Annotated in this window: 15 protein-coding genes; 5 read left to right on the top strand and 10 right to left on the bottom strand. The window is 27.9% G+C overall.

All coding sequences use genetic code 11. The annotated features are described in order from the left end of the window. Positions 1-52: 52 nt before the first annotated feature. The 8 genes from HMPREF0202_RS09635 to HMPREF0202_RS09600 form a co-directional block, all read right to left on the bottom strand. Positions 53-1,450, bottom strand: a complete 1,398-nt coding sequence (locus tag HMPREF0202_RS09635) for a BatD family protein (protein ID WP_040407111.1) — start codon at positions 1,448-1,450, stop codon at positions 53-55. Positions 1,451-1,461: 11 nt separating this feature from the next. Beyond that, positions 1,462-2,151, bottom strand: coding sequence for a hypothetical protein (locus HMPREF0202_RS09630; protein WP_023050620.1), 690 nt, complete (start codon positions 2,149-2,151; stop codon positions 1,462-1,464). Beyond that, on the bottom strand, positions 2,144-3,106 hold the full coding sequence (locus HMPREF0202_RS09625) for a vWA domain-containing protein (protein ID WP_023050619.1): 963 nt from the start codon (positions 3,104-3,106) through the stop codon (positions 2,144-2,146). Before HMPREF0202_RS09625 ends, HMPREF0202_RS09630 begins: the two co-directional genes overlap by 8 nt. Before the next feature lie 11 nt (positions 3,107-3,117). After that, on the bottom strand, positions 3,118-4,077 hold the full coding sequence (locus HMPREF0202_RS09620) for a vWA domain-containing protein (protein WP_023050618.1): 960 nt from the start codon (positions 4,075-4,077) through the stop codon (positions 3,118-3,120). Continuing rightward, positions 4,070-4,777 (bottom strand): hypothetical protein, encoded by a 708-nt coding sequence (locus HMPREF0202_RS09615; protein ID WP_023050617.1) that lies wholly within the window; start codon positions 4,775-4,777, stop codon positions 4,070-4,072. The genes HMPREF0202_RS09620 and HMPREF0202_RS09615 overlap by 8 nt, the downstream gene beginning before the upstream one ends. Further along, the gene (locus HMPREF0202_RS09610) at positions 4,774-5,604 is read right to left on the bottom strand and encodes a DUF58 domain-containing protein (RefSeq protein ID WP_023050616.1); all 831 of its coding nucleotides are present in this window, start codon (positions 5,602-5,604) and stop codon (positions 4,774-4,776) included. Before HMPREF0202_RS09610 ends, HMPREF0202_RS09615 begins: the two co-directional genes overlap by 4 nt. A 9-nt stretch (positions 5,605-5,613) precedes the next feature. Further along, positions 5,614-6,543 (bottom strand): AAA family ATPase, encoded by a 930-nt coding sequence (locus HMPREF0202_RS09605; protein WP_023050615.1) that lies wholly within the window; start codon positions 6,541-6,543, stop codon positions 5,614-5,616. 126 nt (positions 6,544-6,669) lie between these two features. After that, positions 6,670-9,024, bottom strand: coding sequence for a sensor domain-containing protein (locus HMPREF0202_RS09600; RefSeq protein ID WP_023050614.1), 2,355 nt, complete (start codon positions 9,022-9,024; stop codon positions 6,670-6,672). Positions 9,025-9,173: 149 nt separating this feature from the next. Here HMPREF0202_RS09600 and HMPREF0202_RS09595 point away from each other — a divergent pair, with 149 nt between their 5' ends. Further along, positions 9,174-9,971 (top strand): Cof-type HAD-IIB family hydrolase, encoded by a 798-nt coding sequence (locus HMPREF0202_RS09595; RefSeq protein WP_023050613.1) that lies wholly within the window; start codon positions 9,174-9,176, stop codon positions 9,969-9,971. A gap of 45 nt (positions 9,972-10,016) precedes the next feature. Here the strand turns inward: HMPREF0202_RS09595 and HMPREF0202_RS09590 are convergent, their stop codons facing one another. Then, positions 10,017-10,520, bottom strand: coding sequence for an outer membrane beta-barrel protein (locus HMPREF0202_RS09590; protein WP_023050612.1), 504 nt, complete (start codon positions 10,518-10,520; stop codon positions 10,017-10,019). Positions 10,521-10,603: 83 nt separating this feature from the next. Beyond that, complete coding sequence (locus HMPREF0202_RS09585) at positions 10,604-11,875, bottom strand: aldehyde dehydrogenase family protein (protein WP_051364152.1); 1,272 nt, start codon at positions 11,873-11,875, stop codon at positions 10,604-10,606. A 140-nt stretch (positions 11,876-12,015) separates the two neighbouring features. On the opposite strand from HMPREF0202_RS09585, the gene HMPREF0202_RS09580 reads away from it, so the two are divergent. From HMPREF0202_RS09580 to HMPREF0202_RS09565, 4 genes are all read left to right on the top strand, one after another. Further along, positions 12,016-13,701: a M3 family oligoendopeptidase gene (locus HMPREF0202_RS09580; protein WP_023050610.1), complete on the top strand. Its 1,686-nt coding sequence runs from the start codon at positions 12,016-12,018 to the stop codon at positions 13,699-13,701. A 115-nt stretch (positions 13,702-13,816) separates the two neighbouring features. Beyond that, on the top strand, positions 13,817-15,997 hold the full coding sequence (locus HMPREF0202_RS09575; protein WP_023050609.1) for a TolC family protein: 2,181 nt from the start codon (positions 13,817-13,819) through the stop codon (positions 15,995-15,997). Between the two features lie 12 nt (positions 15,998-16,009). Continuing rightward, a complete protein-coding gene (locus HMPREF0202_RS09570) occupies positions 16,010-17,095 on the top strand; it encodes an efflux RND transporter periplasmic adaptor subunit (RefSeq protein WP_023050608.1) in 1,086 nt (361 codons plus the stop codon). Positions 17,096-17,097: 2 nt separating this feature from the next. After that, positions 17,098-20,313 (top strand): efflux RND transporter permease subunit, encoded by a 3,216-nt coding sequence (locus HMPREF0202_RS09565; protein WP_023050607.1) that lies wholly within the window; start codon positions 17,098-17,100, stop codon positions 20,311-20,313. Positions 20,314-20,323 lie beyond the last annotated feature (10 nt).

Here is a 20,323-nt window from a genome sequence, read left to right as displayed (position 1 = left end):
TGGAATTGCTCTTTCATTTTTTTATAAAAAATTATTTTTTATAATTAATAATTTATCTTTTTTTAACGTTTTTATACTTCTTTCTGTCTAATACAAGGTATATTATTGTAATCAATTCTATCAAACATAGAAGAGAAACAATTCCAAAAGCTAATTTATAGATATTTTTAGCTGAAGTTTTCTCTGTTTCAAGAAGTTTTATATTAATTTCTTGTAAATTGTTAGTTAAGTTTCCAGAAGAAGTAGTTTCACTTTTATTTACTGAATTATTATTTTCCATATTTTTTTGTATAGGTCTATTATTAGATGAGTTATCTATTTGAAGTTTTTCTCCTGTAACTTTTATTTCTTGTGATGGAATTATTAAATTTTCATATTTTTCTGTTTTAGTATTAAAATATGGAATAACTATTTCTGGAGTTTTTTCAATACCTCCATTTTTAGGAATAAATGCTACTTCAAATGTTTTTTCATTATAATAATTCTCACCTTTGATCTCTTCACTATAATTTTTAACACTTTGGAAAATATTAAAATTATTTTGGTTTTCAATAGGTAAATTTTCAAGTAAAGCTAGATTACCACTACCAGATAGAGTTAAATTTAAAGTGATAGCTTGTCCAACATTAACCTCTTTATTTTTCCAGTTCTCTTTATAAGTAAGAGTCCCTACAATATCTTTAAAATTTTTAGGTGTATCTACAGGTAGTGGTTTAATATCTATTTTTAAATTATCTCCACCAACTAAAGTTGTATTTTCGTAGAAAAAATCTCTTGTAGGTTCTCCAACTTTAACCTCACTTGTTACGATATTTTTTTCACCACTACTATTAGCTTGTAAGATTCCTTTAAATATGTTAAGCTCAATGGCTTGTTTTCCTTTATAATCTATTTGATTTTGTATATAACTATTGTTATTATATTTAGTGATATCTTTTACTGAAAAATCTTGGAAATTTGGTGCTTTAACTTGAGAAAAAGAACTAATGTTAACAGTACTTATAAAATTCTCTTGAAAAGGTATTTTTTCACCAAAATAATAACTTTTTTTAGGTATATCTACTTGTAAAGCAAATCTATCTTCCATAACTTTATCTAGTTGCTTATTCTCTCTTACATCTATTTGAAGAGCTTTTTCATTACCTTTTTCAGTGATAACTTTTAGTGTAAATTCACCATCTTTCTTTGGCTTTAATCTATAAACATCACTTTTAACTGATGTTGTTTTTCCATTGATTACATTATAACTGTTACTAGAACCTTTGGATAAAACATCAAAATTTTCCAAGCCATCTATTTTGTATCTTTCTTTATCTTCATTTACAAATGAAACTTCTAAATTAAAAACTTCATATTTTGAAGGAGATAAATTAGAAGAGTTTAATATTAATTCAGAAAAAGTTAATTTACAAAGCATTAACATTATTAAAAATAAATTAATTTTTTTCATTCTGCTCTCCTCTACCATCTATTTTCACTATTTTTATTTTCGCTTGTGTTTAAAACTCTCTCATTATTCTTAAAAGCTTGCTTTTCGTTTCCTTCAAGTCTTTGCATAATGCTTCTTAACTCCTCTTCTTTTTGCTTCATAGCTCTCTCCTCTGGAGTTAACTCTTTTTTCTCATTACTATTTTGTGAGTCACTTTTATTTTCTTGATTATCTTGCTGATTTTGTTGATTTTGCTGTTGCTTCTCATCATTCTTTTGATTTCCATCTTGCTTCTGATTATACTGTTGACTATCTTTTTCATCTTTATTATTTTGCTCATTTTTTTGCTGTTCATTTTGTTTATTATTATCTTGTGAATTGTTTTTGTTTTGTTGATCTTGTTGCTGGTTTTGCTGTTCATTTTCATTATTTTTTTGATCTTGATTTTCTTGTTTGTTATCCTGTTGTTGATTTTGTTTTTCTTCTTCAACTTTATTTTTAATAATTTCAAAATTCTTTTTTATATTTATATCCTCATTTGTATCCATAGCTAATTTATACTCTTCTAGAGCCTCTTTAGTTTTATTTTCTTTTACTAATGAGTTACCATTCATAAATTTTAAATATCCAGGTTCTTCAATTGCTTTATCTCTTTTTAATTTTAGAATCCCAAATATAATTAAAAATATTCCTAGAAGAAGAACTAATATTTTTCTAAACATATTCTCCCTCCTTCTCTTTTCTTCTTAAAAAATATCCAATAAGTATCAATAAAAGTCCTGCTCCCAATGGATATTGATAATACTGTTCATAAATATTTAATTTTTCATCTCTTTGAGAGGTTTTATCTAGTTTACCAATATCAGCAATTAACTTTTGATAATTGCCTGTATTCAAGTTATTTAAAGAATAATATTGTCCACCACTCTCTCTAGCTAACTCTTTTAAAAAATTATCATTCAATTTAGATACAACTATATTTCCACTGTTATCTTTTATAAATCCATTATCTATTGGAATTACACTTCCTTCATCAGTTCCAACTCCAAAGATAAAAGTCTTAATGTGATTATCTTTAACATACTTTAAAATTTCAGGATTTCTCTCTCCACCATCTGAAAAAATAATAACATTTTTATCTTTTGCATCTGTTTTTTCAAAAGAGTTATTTGCTAATTTTAAAGCTTCTAAAAGCTCTGTTCCACCACCTGAAATAAGCTTACTATCTATTGCATCAATATAATTTATTGCCATAAAATAATCATCAGTTAAAGGCATTTGAACATAAGCACTATCAGAAAATGGAATAATTCCAACTCTATCTCCCTTAAGATTATTTAAAATCTCTTTTAATTCTTTTTTACTTATTTCCAATCTATTTGGATAAGTATCTTCAGCTAACATAGACTTAGATATATCCATTAGAACATATAGGTCACTTCCTTGAATTGCTATTTTTTCCTCCTCTTTTAACTTTTGTGGTGAAAGTAGTGCTATAAATACTAAAATTCCACCTAAAGAAAGAAAAAGTGTTTTAACAATCATAATGATAGTATCCTTTTTCCAACCTATTCTCTCTAATATTTTCTCTCTTTTTCTTACTCCTAATATTAAAAATAAAACAGTTAAAATAGGGATAACTACAAATTTAATACTAGCTGTGTTTCCAAACTCCATAACTATCCCTCCTAAGGTATTCTTATATATTTAAAATATTCGAAAAATACACCTAATAAAAATAAAACTAAGGCAATTTTTAATAACTCTTCAAAATATTCTGTTATATCATAGATACTTCTACTGTCTATTTTACTTTTTTCTAAGTTATTTATTTCGTTAAAAATATTTTGAAACTCTTTAGAATCACTAGCTCTAAAATATTTTCCATTTGTTTTTTCTGCAATAAGATTTAAAAGATTTTCATCAAGTTCTTTATTTTCAATATATGAAGTTCCAAAGAACCCTGGAATTGCAATCTCTCTAGCTCCAATTCCAATTGTATAAACTTTTATTCCTAACTCTTTAGCTACTTCAGCTGCTCCTACAGGGCTCATTTCACCAGAGTTATTTTCACCATCTGTCATTAATATTATAACTTTAGATTTTGAATCAGAGTCTTTTAGTCTATTTAATGCTACTCCTAATCCCATACCAATAGCGGTTCTATTGTTACTTGTTATATCATCTGTTGTTATATTTGAAATCATATTTTTTAATACACTATGGTCAAATGTCAATGGGACCTTTGTATAAGCCTCTCCTCCAAACACAACTAAAGATAATCTGTCATTTGGTCTTTTATCAATGAACTCTTTTAATAACTCTTTAGATTTTTCTAATCTATTAGGATTAAAATCTCTAGCTTCCATAGATTTAGAAAGATCTAAGGCTATTGCTATATCTATTCCATCTTTTTTTACAACTTTTCCCTCTGTTGTAAGCTGAGGACGAGCCAAAGCTAGAATCATAAATACAGTAGATAAATACATAAAAACTCGTCCTAAAAGATGTTTTTTACTTCCTTTTGAATATTTTTTGATAATTTGTATCCCTGGAACCTTAATAGCACCTTGAGATCTTTTTCTAAAAAAAAGATAGGTAACTATAGGAATCAGTACTAATATATATGGCATCTTAAAGTTATACACTGTTCTTTTTCTCCTTTCTTAATCTCTCTACTATTTCAAAGGTTCTCTTTTTATATTCTAAATAATCACCATCTCTATTAGGGGCAAATTTTAAATAATCCATATTTTTAATAAAATCAATATCCTCTTCAGTTATAGGAGAGACAATATTGTATTCTCCTCCTAAGAAATTAGTTCCATACATATTATCTATATATCTACGTAATTCTAAACTAATCTTCTCTTTCCAATTGGATTCATTGACTTTAGACATCCCTTTTTTAAATATAATATATGGATCTTTAGCTCTATCCACTAAATGCATAAAAAATGCTGTTATAACAGCAATTATTCCTGCTATAGTTGCTAAAATTCCCATATGTGGATAATCAGTTTCTATATATGTATTATTAGGGTTTGAAAGAGCTTCGTAAATCTCTTTTTCAGAAGGTTCTATTGTTGAAACTACATCTATCTTCAGTTTTTTATCACCAATTTGGATTTCATTTTCACCGACTTTATATGTAGTAAATGTTACAATATAAGAACCATCTTTATCCTTTTCTAAAGATGATATCTTGTAATCTTCTAAAGCTTTTTCAATTTCACCTTTATCAATAACACCCTCTATTTTTAGAGTGATTTTATCACCTATATTATACTCTTTGCTAAAAGATAGTAGAGAAAGTAAAAGAAAAATACCAATAGCTATTTTTTTCATCGCACTCTCCCTCTATTAAAGAATTTTGAAATCTCTTTTACATAATCCTCTCCAACATATAAATTTATTCCATTGGAAATATTATTTATATTTATATTACTACTATTCTCTTTATAATTTTCAACAACTATTTGTTCTCCAGTTTCAGCATCTTCTAAAGTAAAAATAGCTCCAATTGGAAGTGATTCATATTTTTTATCACCAATTCTAACTGGTATAATTTCATGTCGTTGAGATAGTATTTTTAACTCTTTTTCATAGTTATCATCTAAAAAATCTGATATTAGGAAGATAACTGATCTTCTTTTAAAAACTTTTCCAAAGTATCTTAAAGCCATAGCAATATCTGTTTTATCCCCTTTGGGATTAATCGTCAATAAATTTTCAATTATAGATAATGTATGTTTTTTCCCTTTTTTTAATGGAATAACTCTCTCAATTTGATTAGAAAAAAATAGTGCTCCTACTCTATCACCGTTTTTATTAGCACTAAATGCTAAACTTCCAACTAATTCTGTTATAAGGTCTAATTTCTCTTTGAATCTATTAGACGCTGATATGTCAACTAATAAAAAGACAGAAAGTTCTCTCTCCTCTACAAACTCTTTTACATAAGCTTTTCTTTGTTTAGCAGTAACCTTCCAATCTATTTTTTTTACATCATCTCCTGGAGCATATCTCCTAATATCTGAGAACTCCATTCCATTTCCTTTTAAACAAGATTGATACTGTCCTGCAAAAATATTATCAGATAAAATAGTAGCTTTTATTTCGATATTTTTTATCTTTTTTAAAAGTTCCTTTTTACTCTCTAATTTATTATCCATAGCCTCTCCTTATGGTAAAATAACTGTTTTTAGTATATCATCTATTATATCTTCTACCTTTTTATCCTCTGCTTCAGCTTCATATGTTAAAATAAGTCTATGACGTAATACATCATAAATAACTTTCTTTATATCTTGTGGCATTACAAAATCTCTTCCATCTAAAAATGCAGCAGCTTTAGATGCTATAACCAAGCTTATACTAGCTCTAGGAGAAGCTCCACAAGCTATATAATCAGAGTGCTCTCTAGTCTTAAATACAATATCTAAAATATATTTTTTTAATTTTTGATCTATAACAACTTTCTTTATTGTTTCTTTGATTTCTTCTAAATCCTGTAGAGATACAATTGTATTTATAGGAATATCTGAAAACTCTTTTTCACCTGTTAGTAGATCAAGTATTTCCATCTCCTCTTCATATGTAGGATACTCTATTTTCACTTTCATTAAAAATCTATCTTGTTGAGCTTCTGGTAACGGGTATGTTCCATCTTGCTCTATAGGGTTTTGAGTTGCTAAAACTATAAATGGTTTATCTAATTTAAATGTCTCACTAGCTATTGTAACTTGTTTCTCTTGCATAGCTTCTAAAAGAGCAGATTGAACCTTCGCAGGAGCTCTGTTTATTTCATCAGCTAAAACTATATTAGCAAATATAGGCCCTTTTTTTACACTAAAATCTCCTGTCTTTTCATTATACATCTCTGTTCCTACAATATCACTAGGTAATAAATCTGGTGTAAATTGAATTCTTGAAAAACTTAATCCTAAAGTTTCCGCTATTGTGTTTACTGTCAGTGATTTTGCTAATCCAGGAAGACCTTCTAATAGAATATGGTTTCCTGTTAAGATTCCTATCAGAATTTTTTCGACCATGTCTTTTTGTCCAATTACCTTTTTAGAAATCTCGTTTTTTAAAGTATTAATTCTTTCCATACTTTCCTCCTAAATTTTATTTAACATTATAATTTATTATACGGCGTTTTTGTTAAAATCCCTAAATTTTTTGACGAAAAAAAAAGAGCAAAAGTTTTATACTTTTACTCTTCAAAATTAATTTTTTTATTGTAATACAGTTGCTTCTATTATATGCTTTGGTAGTGGCTTAGAAAAAAGGTATCCTTGAATAAAGTCAGCCTTCATATATTTTAATAAAACTAAGTCTTCTACTGTTTCAACTCCCTCTGCAACAACCTTTAAGTTTAAAGCATGGGCAGTATCAATACAAAGCTTAACTAAAGTTCTGTATTCTTCACTATCTTTCATACCCCAAATAAAACTTTTATCAATTTTAATATTAGAAAGAGGTATCTTTACAAGATAACTAAATGAAGAGTATCCAGTTCCAAAATCATCTAAAGATATTTTAATTCCAATATCTTTAAGTTCTTTTATTTTAAGAATATTTTCTCCGATATTTTGTAATAATACAGTTTCTGTGATTTCTATCCCAACATAACTAGGATTAACTTCTGTTTCAGTTATGATTTTTTTAATAGTTCTAACAAAATTATGCTTCATTATTTGAACTGCTGAGATATTAACAGAAACTATTACTTTTTTTTCTCTATTTTCATTTATTTTTTTAGCAAAAGAGAAAGCACTTTTTATTATAAACTTTCCAATTTCATCTATTAAAGTAGATTTTTCCATAATATTTATTATGTCTACTATAGGTACTTTTCTATATTTATCATTATTCCATCTAAGGAGTGCTTCTAATCCCACAAGTTCTTTACTGCATGTGTATTGAGGTTGATAGTGAAGTTCAAGTTCATCTTTATCTAAAGCGTTTCTTAAATCTTGTTCTATCTCCTCATTTAAACATCTTTTTTTATCTAAATCACGATTATAAAAAACATATTGATTTTTTCCTTGATCTTTGGCTTTATATAGTGCTAAATCCCCTTTAGTTAAAAAATTATCTATTGTTTCTTCACCAGTATTACCAGTAACAATTCCAATACTTGCAGATAATTTATTAAATTTCCGTTTTTTACCACTTAAAAGATTAAGGATTTTTTCTGCCATATCTGTGGCTAATTCCTTATTCAGTTTTCCTTCCCAAACAATTACAAACTCATCTCCACCAATTCTAGAAACGAATCCATCTCTACAAATCGTCTGTAAATCCTCTCCAAATTCAATTAGGATTTTATCACCATGCTGATGACCAAAACTATCGTTTAAAGATTTAAAGTTATCTAAATCCATAAACATAATTGTTACATCAGAATACTTTCTAACTAATTGACTTTCTACATAGTTGTATAGCCCTCTTCGATTAGCTAGTCCAGTTAATGAGTCTGTATAAGCCATTCTTTTTATTTTAGCTTCCTGACTCTTCATCTCTGTAACATCTCTCATTGTACAAACAATACCTATAACCTCACCAGATATATCAATAATTGGTGATTTGAAAACTTCAACTATTTTTTCTCCATTTTTTGTTTTTAATGTTCTCACTAAAGATATATTACTTTTATTGTGAATGACATCTTTATCTTCAATTTCAATACTTTCTTTATGCTCTTTGCCTAAAAAATCCTCTTCTTTTAATGAAATATAAGAAAATCTATTAACATCAGTTAACTTATAAAATGTTGAATTGTTTTGTATAATATCTCCGTTTCTATTTTTGGTAAATACAGCAAAAGGCATATTTTCCAATAGAATATCAAATTTTACATCTTTATTTTTTAAATCTGTTATATCTTTTGCAATCCCCATTGTTCCTAAAATATTATTTTTTCTATCTACAACAGGAACTTTGTAGATATTAAATTGTTTATAACCTTTTTTACCTGGAATTATTTCATCGAAAACTAGTTGCTTTCTCTCTGTCATAACCTTTAAGTCATATTGACGACAATTTTCCCCAATCATGCCATCCCATACGAACTGATCCCCTTTTCCTCTTATTGTTTCAAAGTCTTTTCCACAATGTTCTTTAAACTCGTTATTAACAATCATGTACTCACTATCTTTATTTTTAAACCAAGCCATATAAGGAATATTATCTAATAGAGTATAAAACTTTAATCTATTTTCTTCTGCTTCTTCTTTAATTAAAAGATTTTCTTTTAGTTGGTCTAAAACTAACCTAATCTCTTTTAAAGAATATGGTTTTAAAAGAAAGTTTCCTGCTCCTCTTTTTATATAGTCTGAGGGTCTCTCTTCTTTTAAAATATTGACTGATACAATTATTCTATCTGCTTTTTCTTTAAAGTATTCAAATACATAGTCATTATAGCTATCAAACACTATAAAGTCATAGATTTTAAAGTTAGATTTTAAATAGTCTAAGATATTTAAAAATTCAAAATCATAATCTTGCAGTAGATGTAATCCTAACTCTTCAAGGGATATTTTTGTACTTTCACTTTCATGTAAAATTAAAACCTTTGATTTTTTCATTTAACTTCCTTTACTCCTGATTTTTTTACGTTGTTACATATGTTTTTTAATATTTTAACATATTTTATAGTTATTGAAAATAATTAATATTGAAATTCCAATCTTTTGATACTATAATAATAAATATAAAAAGAGTTTAGGGGGAATGTATGTATAAGTTAATAGTTTCTGATTTAGATGGGACTTTAGTAGACAAAAACAAAAATGTTTCTGAATATACAAAAAAAATTGTAACTTTATTAAAGGAGAGAGGAATTGAATTTATAATAGCTACAGGTAGAAGTTATAAAGGAGCTAAACATATTTATGATACTTTGGAATTAAATGGCGAAATTGTCTGTAATAACGGAACTACTATTTATAATAATAAAGGGGAGTTAATTTTCCAAAGAACATTGGATTCTAACATAGTCAATGAAGTTTTTAAAAAATCTTTAGAAGAGGATTGCGTATTTTTCGCTACGTATGGAACTCAAGTATATATAGAAGAGGGAACAATTGATAAAGCCAATACTTTTTTATACAATCCACTTGAAGATCCTATTGAAATAAATTTAGAAAATATTAATCTATATACTTTTGAAAAGATAGTTTTAATGGATAGAGATGGTGAAAAATTAAAACACCTATCATCTTACTTTAACAAATACGATGAAGTGAACGCCTTTATATCTCAAGAGGATTATCTTGATATCGTTCACTTTGAAACATCTAAAGGAAAAGCTCTTGAAATGATAGCTAAATTAAAAAATATTAGTTTAAAGCATACAATTGCCTTTGGAGATGCTTTTAACGATTACGAAATGCTTAAAGTTGCTGGAAAAGGACTTGTTATGAAAAATGGTTTTGAAGACTTAAAAAAAGAGTTCGATACATTAGATTTAACAAATGATGAAAATGGAGTTGCAAAATATTTATCTACTTTATTTTCTTTAGAAAATATTTAATATATAAAAAGGGAGTTTTTAAAACTCCCTTTTCTTATTTTTATTTTAGAAGAAGTTATATCCTAATGTAAAGCTAATTTGCTCTAAATTATCATTCCCTCTTTTATCTCCATCTATTTTTGTAACAGAGTATAATATTTCACCTTGTAGTGCGAATATATCCATACCTACTCCAGCACCATAGAAATATTTTCCATCAGGATTTGAATTAGATACGCTATCACGAGTATATAAAACTTTTCCAACTTTTCCAACTAAGTATGGTTTTACTCCAACTGGGAATAGATTCATTTTAATTAGTCCATAAGCTGGTACTGTTTCAATATCTGTTCCTGAAGTTTTTCCATTATAAGCAATTCCCACTCCTACATCTGCTAAAAGTAAAGTTTGAGTAATTTCTAATCCTAATGTTGGCGCGTAGCTTTCAAAACTCTTATCCTCTTTGTTATAAGAACCAGCGTTTGTTATAGCTCCTAATCTTAAATGTGCATCCATTGAAAATGCTGCTGTACTTGCTGCTAAAAATAAAGCGATTAATCCTTTTTTCATGTTTTCTCCTTAAATATCTTTCTAGTATCGTATATATTGTATAATATTTTCTTAAGAAGCACTACATTTATTTTTACTTTTATTTATTTTTTTATTTTATTTAAAATTAGATTAATAACTTTTCTTAGCATAGATATTTTTATACCACTTCCTTCAAAAATTGGTTTATAGTGAGTAAATGTATCAAATGTATATTTACCATGATACTGTCCAAGTCCACTGTAACCTACTCCACCAAAAGGAACTCTTTTATCAATAATTTGCAGCATAGTACTATTTATACATACACCTCCTGCTTTTAACCCTTTTGTAGATAAATTACCTTTATCACTTCTAAAAATGTAAAGAGCTAATGGAGCAGGTTTTAATCTTAAATCCCAATAAACTTTTTCTAAACTTTCATATTCAACTAAAGGAAGAATTGGACCAAAGATTTCCTCTTGAGAAATAGGATCATCATCTTTAGGATTTAAAACTATTGTAAATGGAAATAATCCTTTATTTTTAGTGTCGTCATCTATTTTTCCATTTTGATAGATTATATTTTGATTATTTAACAAATTTTCTAATCTTTCAAAGTGCTCATCATTTATTATTTTTCCTTGAACATCTCCATTTTTTCTAATATACTCTCTAGTTAATTCTACAAATTGATCTTTCAATCCCGTTGGTAGATAAATATAATCAGGAGCTACACATGTTTGGCCTCTATTAAAAAATTTACCCCAAATTATTTTCTCTACAGCGTCTTGCAAACAATGTTCATCCTCTATTATAACAGGTGATTTTCCTCCTAGCTCTAGTGTCACTGGTGTTAATGTTTCAGCCGCTTTTAAATATACCTCTTTTCCAACTTTTGTACTACCAGTAAAAAATATATAATCAAACTTTGAATTTAAAAGCTCTTTTGTTGTTTCTCTATCTCCTAATACAACAGAAATATCTTCAACACCACTTTCTTCAATTATTTTTTTTATTATTTCACTTGAAAATTTAGAATTTTCAGATGGTTTTAAAACAACTTCATTTCCAGCAGCGATAGCACCTATCAAAGGAATAAAAGTTAAATTAAAAGGATAATTCCATGGAGAAATAATTAAAACTTTTCCGTAAGGCTCAGGTTGAATAATTGTTCCACAACCTATAAAATTAAAAAAGCTTTTAATTTTTTCAGGTTCACTCCATTTTTCTAAATTCTTTAAAAAATAGTCAAATTCAGATATAACTGGGTAATACTCTGATAACCTACTTTCTTCAAAATTTTTCCCTAAGTCTTTATATAAGGCATCTGTTACTAAATCTTTATTTCTTTCAAAAGATTTTTTTAATTTCTCTAACTTGTCTATATTTTTCATATACATACCCCCTTTCAAAAAATTCATTTTTGTCTTTATACAATATTATATATATTTTTCCTTTAAAAATTTTTTTGTTGATGATATGTAGATTTTCCTCTATAATAGAGTTATTTTTAAAATAAATAAAGGAGGAATTTATGAAATTTAAAGATTTTAAATATGAAAGACCTAATTATGATTTAATTAAAGAAACTTTAACAAATCTAATGGAAAACTTAAAAGCTTCAACTGATATTCAAGAACAAAAACACTTAATTCACGAAATTAATGCCATAAGAAACAATATATCATCTATGTCTAGTATTGCTAATATTAGACACACTATAAATACTGAGGATAAATTTTACGACGATGAGAATGAATACTGGGATGAGATTTCACCTTTTTATCAAGAGTTAGATACCAACTTTTATGAGATTATGGTAAATCATAGTAATAAAGATAAACTAGTATTAGAATATGGAGATCAACTTTTTAAATTGATGGAAAATAGTTTAAAAACATTCTCTTCAGATATTATTGAAGATTTACAAGAGGAAAATAAAGAAGTTTCTAAGTATGTAAAACTTTTGGCTTCTGCTAAGATATTATTTGATGGAAAAGAAAGAAATTTATCTGGGATGACTCCTTTTATTCTTTCTAAAAATAGAACTATAAGAAAAGCTGCTCAAGAAGCAAAATCAACTTTTTTTATTAATAACGAAAGTAAATTTGATGAAATATTTAATAACCTTGTAAAAATAAGAGTAAAAATAGCTGAAAAGTTAGGATTTAGTAATTTTATAGAGTTAGGATACTTAAGAATGAATAGAGTAGACTATAATGCTGAAATGGTAGATTCTTTTAGAAAGCAAGTTGTTGAAAGTATCGTTCCATTAGCTTCTGCTTTATATGAAAAACAAAAAACAAGATTAGGATTAGAAACTCTTAAGTATTATGATGAAAAATTTGAGTTTAATGATGGAAATCCAACTCCTAAAGGAGATTCAAATTGGATTATTGAGCAAGGAAAAAAGATGTATCATGAACTTTCATCTGAAACCGCTGAGTTTATTGATTTCATGATTGAAAATGATTTGATGGATTTAACAACTAAAAAAGGGAAAGCTGGAGGGGGATATTGTACTTTTATTCCAGATTATAAGTCACCTTTTATTTTTTCAAATTTTAATGGAACAAGTGGCGATATTGATGTTTTAACTCATGAAGCTGGACATGCTTTTCAAGTTTATAGATCAAGTTGGATTGAAATTCCAGAGTTATTATGGGCTACATATGAAAGTTCTGAAATACATTCGATGAGTATGGAGTTTTTCACTTGGAATTGGATGGAAAATTTCTTTAAAGAGGATACAAATAAATATAAATATTTGCATTTAAGTAGTGCTATTAAATTTATACCTTATGGAGTTTTAGTGGATCATTTCCAACATAAAGTTTATGAGAATCCTAATTTAACTCCAGCTGAAAGAAAATCTATCTGGAGAGAGCTCGAAAAAACTTATAAACCTCATTGTGATTACTCAGAAAATCCATTTTTAGAAAAAGGAACATGGTGGTTCCAACAAGCTCATATATTTGAAGTACCATTTTATTATATAGATTATACATTGGCTCAAATTTGTGCTTTACAATTTTGGCAAAAAATGAATAAAAATTATCAAGAAAGTTGGAAAGATTATTTAAATCTTTGTCATGAGGGTGGAACAAAATCATTCTTAAATTTATTGAAAGTTGCTAAATTAAAATCACCTTTTGAAGATAATTGTGTAGAGGATATAATGGAAGATGTTAAGAATTATTTAAATAAATTTCAATTTTAATATATTATAGGTCTAAAAGAAGTATTTTTATACTTCTTTTTTTATTTTCAAAAGGATTTTTTTACTTTCAACAGAATATGATAATGATACAACTAATTTTTAAGGGAGGGTCCTTATGGGAAAACTACTTTTTTTACTTTTTATTTTCAATTTTTCTTTATTCGCCAAAACTCTTGATGTTGGAGTTATTTTAGAAAACCATTCTCAATGTTCAGAGACTGCTTTAGAAATTCTTAAAGATGAATTAAATAAAAATTTTGCCGGTACAAATTTTTCTCCAAAAATTACAGAAAAGTTTTATCTGACAAACCACAATATTCAAGATGGTATAAACAAACTAAATAAAAATCCTAAAATTGATGGAGTTTTTATTTTAACTTGTGCGCCATTAGAAAATATATCTAATCTACAACAAAATAAGTTTTACTCAGTTCCTTTAGGTTTTGGAGACAAGGGTAAAAATATTCCAAAAAATTTAAATTATATCTATAGTAATCTTGATTTAAATGATTATTTAATGCCTTTTAAAGAATTAAACGGAGTTACAGAGGTTGATGTTCTTATCTCTAATATGAATTCTAGTAATTTAAATAAGCTTGCTCAGCACACTAATATTCCTGGTGTTAAAATTAACGTTCTTAGAGCTAGTAAAGAGAATTTAATTAATGCAATTGATAAAAAAGTTCCTTCTTTTCTTATTGATTTCAACGAAGAGTTAAAACCATATGCATATTCTGGGTTGAATTTGAATAAAGAATTTAGAAAAAGATTAAGAGCAGCTTCTTTAAACTATATGTTTTTTAAAACTAAAAAAGATATGAGTACAATTGTTGAAGTTAACGCTCCAATCAAAGATATATATTTAAACTCTGAAGTAGCAACAAAAATTGATATTTATCCTAATCTTATTTTCCTTCAAGATTTATCACAAGTTAATAATCCAGAAATGGCAAATCCTAAGCTGACACTTAAAAATGCTGTAAATAGAGCTCTTAACTCTAACTTAGATCTTCTTCAAGTTAGACAAAACATTATGACTAGCTATTATAATGTTAAAGTTACTAACTCTAAGCGTTTACCACAATTGTCAGCTAATGCTGATTATTCAGCTTTAGATGATAGATCACCTAATTTTAAACAAGGATATCCTACAAATAGTGTAGCTTCTTATTTACAACTTTCACAAGTTATATTTAGTGATCAAATCAATGCTAGTGTTTATATTGATAAGTTATCATTAGATTCTAATAGAAAAGCATTTGAGCAACAAAAATTAGCTACTATATATTATGTAGCTTCTACATATGTTAATATTCTTCAATTAAAAGCTCAATTAGCTATTCAAGCAAGTAACTACGATCTTTTAAGAGAAACTTTAAATGTTGCTAAAATTAATTACAATGTTGGTGCTGGTGGATTGCAAGATGTATATAGATTACAATCAAATGTGGCTGGAGCTCTTTCAGATATTTCTAGTGTTAAAGGAGAGATTCGTTCTCAAGAGATATATTTAAATAACCTTTTAAATTATCCAGAGGGAAATACGTATACTTATGAAACTCTTGATGAACTTGCTCCATACTTCTTATTAAGTGAAAATTTAGGTAAGAACTTTACATTTGGTTCTGAAAAATCTAAAAAAATAGAGAAATTTTTAGTAAGCGGTGCTCTAACAAACTCAAATTCATTAAAACAACTTGATAATACTATTAAAAGTAAAGAAAGAGAGCTTGTATCAAATGAAAGAGAACGTTATATTCCAACTGTTACTGCTTCTGGAAATTACTATAAAAATAATATGATTACACCTTGGGGTAAAAATTCAAATGGAGATTTCCCAGATGAGTATTGGCAAGCTGGAATTAATGTAAGTTTACCTCTTATTAGTGGTGGAGAGATTTACTATAATGGACAGGCTATAAAAAGTGAGTTAAAAGCACTTGAGTTTAATAAACTTTCTTCTCAAAATCAATTAGCTCAAGAAGTTTTACAAACATACACAAATCTTTTAACTAACTTTGTACAAAGTTATACAACAAAAATATCTTCAGATGTAGCTAAGAAAAATTTAGATATCGTAACTAACCTATATACAGAAGGAACAACTACGTTAACTGATTTTTTATCTGCTCAAAATAATACTTTGAGTCAAGAGTTAAATCATGTAATTGAAAATTTTAATCTAATTAACTCTACGCTAAAACTTGAATATCTTTACGGTAAGTCATCTCTTACTATGGAACCATCTGAAAGAAAAGTTTTACTGCTTAAACTTCAACAAGAGTTAGATAATTAGGAGGGATAAATTATGAAAAATAAATTTTTAGTGGTTACACTATTATTAGCATTATTAGCGTGTGGAAAAGAGAAATCGAGTTCTACCGAAGAGGTTAAATCAGTTGTTTATGAAAAAGTAGAAAAAAAAGAGTATAGCGTTAAGCGTGCTTACTCAGGTACAGTTAATACTGAAGCTCTTTCAAATTTAAGTTTTAGAGTTTCAGGAACTATAAATAATCGTATTGCCCAGTTGGGTGATACTGTTAAAACTGGACAAATTTTAGCTACTTTAGATCCTATAGAGTATCAATTAAATTATCAGCAAGCACTTTCTAATCTAGATAAAGGAAATGCAAATTTAGCTGAATCTACTGCAAACTTTAAAAGATCAGAAGCACTTTATCTAGAAAACAGTATCTCAAAAGCATCTTATGATAGTGCAACAGCTAATTATAAATCTGCAATATCTTCTGTTAAAGCTCTTGAAGATGCAGTTAATCTAGCTAAAGTTAATTTAAGTTATACTATGTTAACAGCTCCTAGCGATGGTACTATAGGACAGGTAAAAAGTGAGGTTAACCAAAATGTATCTTCTAGCACAGTAGTTTTTGTTCTAAATACTTTTGGTGAGCGTTATGTAGAGTTTAATGTTTCTCAATCTGTTGTTGGAGATTTAAAATTAGGAGAAGAGGTTCAGATTGAAATAACTTCTCTTAATAATTTAAGTATAAAAGGAACAATTACTAATATTGGAACACTTTCTGTTGGTTATGGTGGAACTTATCCTGTTAAAGCTAAAATTGTTGATCCTTTAGATACTGTAAAAGTTGGTATGACAGCAAAAGTTATCGTTACTACAGATAATACTAATAAAGTTATCGCAGTTCCTTTAACAGCTATTTTAACAGCTCCTAATGGAGAAAAATATGTTTATGTTGTTACAAATCTTGAAAATAATATTGGTATAGTTAAGAAACAACTTGTTACATTAGGAAATACTACAGAACAAGGTAGTGAAATTGTTAGTGGATTAACAGACGGCGATTATGTTGTTACAAAGGGAAGTAGTGTCCTTTTAGAAGATCAAAAGGTTTCACTTTTAAAAGGAGCTGAATAGCCATGAAATTAACCGAACTAGCAATTAAAAATAAAGTCACAACCTATTTTTTAATAGTTATTCTACTTATTGGAGGATACTTATCTTATGATAAATCCGAAAAAGCTCAAGACCCTGGATTTACAATAAAAGTAGCTCTAATTACAACTAACTGGCCAGGAGCCACAGCGAAACAAATGGCAGATTTAGTTAGTAAAAGAATCGCTGATCAAGTACAAAATATGGATTCTCTATGGTATGTAAACTCAACTAATACAGATGGACAATCAAATGTTTATGTTAATATTAAAGCTGAATACAAAGATATTCAGCCTGTTTGGACAGAACTTAGAAATAGAATTAATACATTCGTTGTTCCTAATCTTCCTCAAGGAGTTCAAGCTCCTCAGATAAATACATTTTACGGAGATATCTACGGAACTCTTCTTGCAATTGGTGGAGAAGGTTATACCTATGAGGAACTTTATGAAACTGCTTATCAATTAAAGGAAGTTTTATTATTCAATGTTCCTCAAATTGGGAGTATTGATATTTCAGGTATTCAAAAAGAAACTATATATATTGACATTGATAATAAACTTTTATCTCAAACGGGACTTACTTTAGAAAATATTATAAATACTTTAAATAGTTCAAATGTTATTATTAAAGGTGGAAATATTGTTATAGATCAAAATAGACTTAAAGTGACTCCTAGTGGTAACTTTAAAAATATTGAAGATATAAAAGATACTATCATAACAAGTCCAAATGGTGACTCTAGTATATATTTAAGTGAAGTTGCCAATATTTATAAAAGTTATCAAGATCCTTCAACATACTCTATAGATTTTAATGGTAACAAATCCCTTGTTCTTGGAATATCATTAGGTTCTGGAGAAGATGTTTTATTAATGGGAAAAGGTATTCAAGAGACTTTAAAAACTTATAAAAATTCTCTTCCAATAGGGCTTGAAATTGGAGAAATCTATTATCTTCCAGACTTAGTTCAAACAAATGTAACAGCTTTTATAGTTAACTTATTTCAAGCAGTTACAACAATTGTATTAGTAATGCTTGTTTTCTTAGGACTTAGATCTGGACTTATAGTTGCTGCACTAACTCCAACATCAATAGCATTTACTCTTATTGGATTATTTTGGTTTAACTATGGTATCAATCAGATTACTCTTGCTGGACTTATTATAGCTCTTGGTATGCTTGTTGATAATGCCGTTGTTATGTCTGAAAATATAACTGTTTTACTAGAAGAAGGAAAACCTAGAATGCAAGCATGTTTAGAATCATCTAGAACACTTGCTATTCCTTTATTTGTTAGTTCATTAACAACTATAATGGCCTTTTCTCCAATTATTTTAAATAAGCAAAACATGGGAGAGTATGTTGGACCTTTAACAATTGTTGTTATGTTAGCTCTTATGAGTTCTTGGTTAATTAACCAGACTTTTATTCCTTTATTATGTTATGACTTTATAAAATTAAAACCTGGTGAAAAACAAAATCTTAATAGTAAACCATATGTTTTATATAGAGAGATTTTAATCAAAGTTTTAAAAAATAAAAAAATTACAATTATTTTAACAGCTATATCTTTTGTTTTCGGAATTTGGTTACTTGGTCTTGCGCCAGCAAACTTTATGCCTGGTTCAACTGACCCTGTTATGTCAACATATATAACTCTACCAAAAGGAACTGATGTTAATCAAACAAGAGCGGTTGTTGAAGATTTAAATAAATTTATTGAAAAAAATTATAGTACTGGTCCCCAAGAACCTCTTCCTCCAGGACTTTGGGATTATTTAACAACTGGTGGAACTACAAAAACATATGATAAAGCTGGAGTTTTAAGCTGGGGATCATTTATCGGTGGAGGTGCTCCTAGATTCTCTACAGGATATTCACCACAAACACAGCTTCCTGAGTACGCTTACATCATGTATAATCTTACAGATTACAGATTAATTCCAAAACTAAGTCAAGAAATTAATGAGTATCTTTTAAATAAATACCCTGATATTGACGTTGTTTCTAAAGGATTAGGAAGTGGAGTTTCTCTTGCTAAAGATTTAGGATATGTTTTTGCTTCTCGTGATATAACTCTTTTAAAGAAAGTAGCTGAAGAGGTTAAAACAAAACTAACTTCTCTAGATGGTACTTACGCTGTATCAGATGATTGGGGAATTGAAGTTCCTAAAATATTTATTGAAGTAGATACTGAAAAAGCTCAAATGGCTGGCTTTACTAATGATACCATTGGGACTTATTTAGAGTATGTTCTTCAAGGTTATAATGCTAGTGTTTATAGAAACTTTGATGCTCCACCTCAAAGTACTATTATTCCAATAGTTTTAAGAGGTACTGACCAATACAAAAATGATTTAAACTCTATACAATCTATTGAACTTGTAAACTCAAAAGGGCAAGCTGTTCCTTTAAAACAAATTGCTAAAATATCTTTAGAATACTATGACAGCTTAGTTTCTACTAGAAATATGGCTTACTCTATAGAAATTGATGCTGCTATAAAAGATTCTACTACTCCTCTTGAAGTTAATAAAAAGTTTATGCCTTGGCTAAATGAAAAACTTAAAGAGTGGGGACCTGATGTTAAATATTATTCATCTGGTATTATGCAAACATCTGATGAAAACCAACAAGCTTTATTTGCTCAAGTTCCAATAGCAATTTTAGGAATGTTCTTCCTAGTTGTTGCACAATTTAACTCTATGAGAAAAGGTTTAACTATTATGCTTGTTATTCCTCTTTCTATATTAGGAGTTGCCATTGGACTACTATTAACTAATACTGACCTTGGGTTTATGGCAATGATTGGTATTATAGCACTTGCTGGAGTTGTTCTTAACCACGCTATTATACTAGTGGATAAAATGACCATCGAAAAGGATGATTTAGGTCGTAGTGATCAAGATGCTGTTGTCTTTGGATGTCAATCAAGACTTAGACCAATTTTTCTAACTGTTGCTACAACTTTAGTTGGATTACTACCATTATATTTCTTTGGTGGACCACTTTTCCAACCAGTAGCAGTTGTTCTTATATTTGGTCTTGTTACAGATACATTCTTAGCTCTTGGAGTTATTCCAGTTATTTATGCACTTTTCTATAAAATTGACTTTGCTAATTATGCATATGATGAAAGTCGTCTAATAGAAAATAAACCAACTGAAAATACTGAAAATAAAGATATTCAATCATAATGAAAATGCC

This window comes from Cetobacterium somerae ATCC BAA-474, assembly GCF_000479045.1.
Classification (GTDB): Bacteria; Fusobacteriota; Fusobacteriia; order Fusobacteriales; family Fusobacteriaceae; genus Cetobacterium_A; species Cetobacterium_A somerae.
The sequence above is the reverse complement of the archived record's forward strand: the minus strand, read 5'-3'. Positions and strand labels throughout refer to the sequence as shown.

What these genes read in the sequence shown, in the direction of transcription:
- HMPREF0202_RS09635 (WP_040407111.1), bottom strand. Translation starts at nt 1,450, where the DNA reads ATGAAAAAAATTAATTTATTTTTAATAATGTTAATGCTTTGTAAATTA.
- HMPREF0202_RS09630 (WP_023050620.1), bottom strand. Translation starts at nt 2,151, where the DNA reads ATGTTTAGAAAAATATTAGTTCTTCTTCTAGGAATATTTTTAATTATA.
- HMPREF0202_RS09625 (WP_023050619.1), bottom strand. Translation starts at nt 3,106, where the DNA reads ATGGAGTTTGGAAACACAGCTAGTATTAAATTTGTAGTTATCCCTATT.
- HMPREF0202_RS09615 (WP_023050617.1), bottom strand. Translation starts at nt 4,777, where the DNA reads ATGAAAAAAATAGCTATTGGTATTTTTCTTTTACTTTCTCTACTATCT.
- HMPREF0202_RS09610 (WP_023050616.1), bottom strand. Translation starts at nt 5,604, where the DNA reads ATGGATAATAAATTAGAGAGTAAAAAGGAACTTTTAAAAAAGATAAAA.
- HMPREF0202_RS09605 (WP_023050615.1), bottom strand. Translation starts at nt 6,543, where the DNA reads ATGGAAAGAATTAATACTTTAAAAAACGAGATTTCTAAAAAGGTAATT.
- HMPREF0202_RS09600 (WP_023050614.1), bottom strand. Translation starts at nt 9,024, where the DNA reads ATGAAAAAATCAAAGGTTTTAATTTTACATGAAAGTGAAAGTACAAAA.
- HMPREF0202_RS09595 (WP_023050613.1), top strand. Translation starts at nt 9,174, where the DNA reads ATGTATAAGTTAATAGTTTCTGATTTAGATGGGACTTTAGTAGACAAA.
- HMPREF0202_RS09590 (WP_023050612.1), bottom strand. Translation starts at nt 10,520, where the DNA reads ATGAAAAAAGGATTAATCGCTTTATTTTTAGCAGCAAGTACAGCAGCA.
- HMPREF0202_RS09585 (WP_051364152.1), bottom strand. Translation starts at nt 11,875, where the DNA reads ATGAAAAATATAGACAAGTTAGAGAAATTAAAAAAATCTTTTGAAAGA.
- HMPREF0202_RS09580 (WP_023050610.1), top strand. Translation starts at nt 12,016, where the DNA reads ATGAAATTTAAAGATTTTAAATATGAAAGACCTAATTATGATTTAATT.
- HMPREF0202_RS09575 (WP_023050609.1), top strand. Translation starts at nt 13,817, where the DNA reads ATGGGAAAACTACTTTTTTTACTTTTTATTTTCAATTTTTCTTTATTC.
- HMPREF0202_RS09570 (WP_023050608.1), top strand. Translation starts at nt 16,010, where the DNA reads ATGAAAAATAAATTTTTAGTGGTTACACTATTATTAGCATTATTAGCG.
- HMPREF0202_RS09565 (WP_023050607.1), top strand. Translation starts at nt 17,098, where the DNA reads ATGAAATTAACCGAACTAGCAATTAAAAATAAAGTCACAACCTATTTT.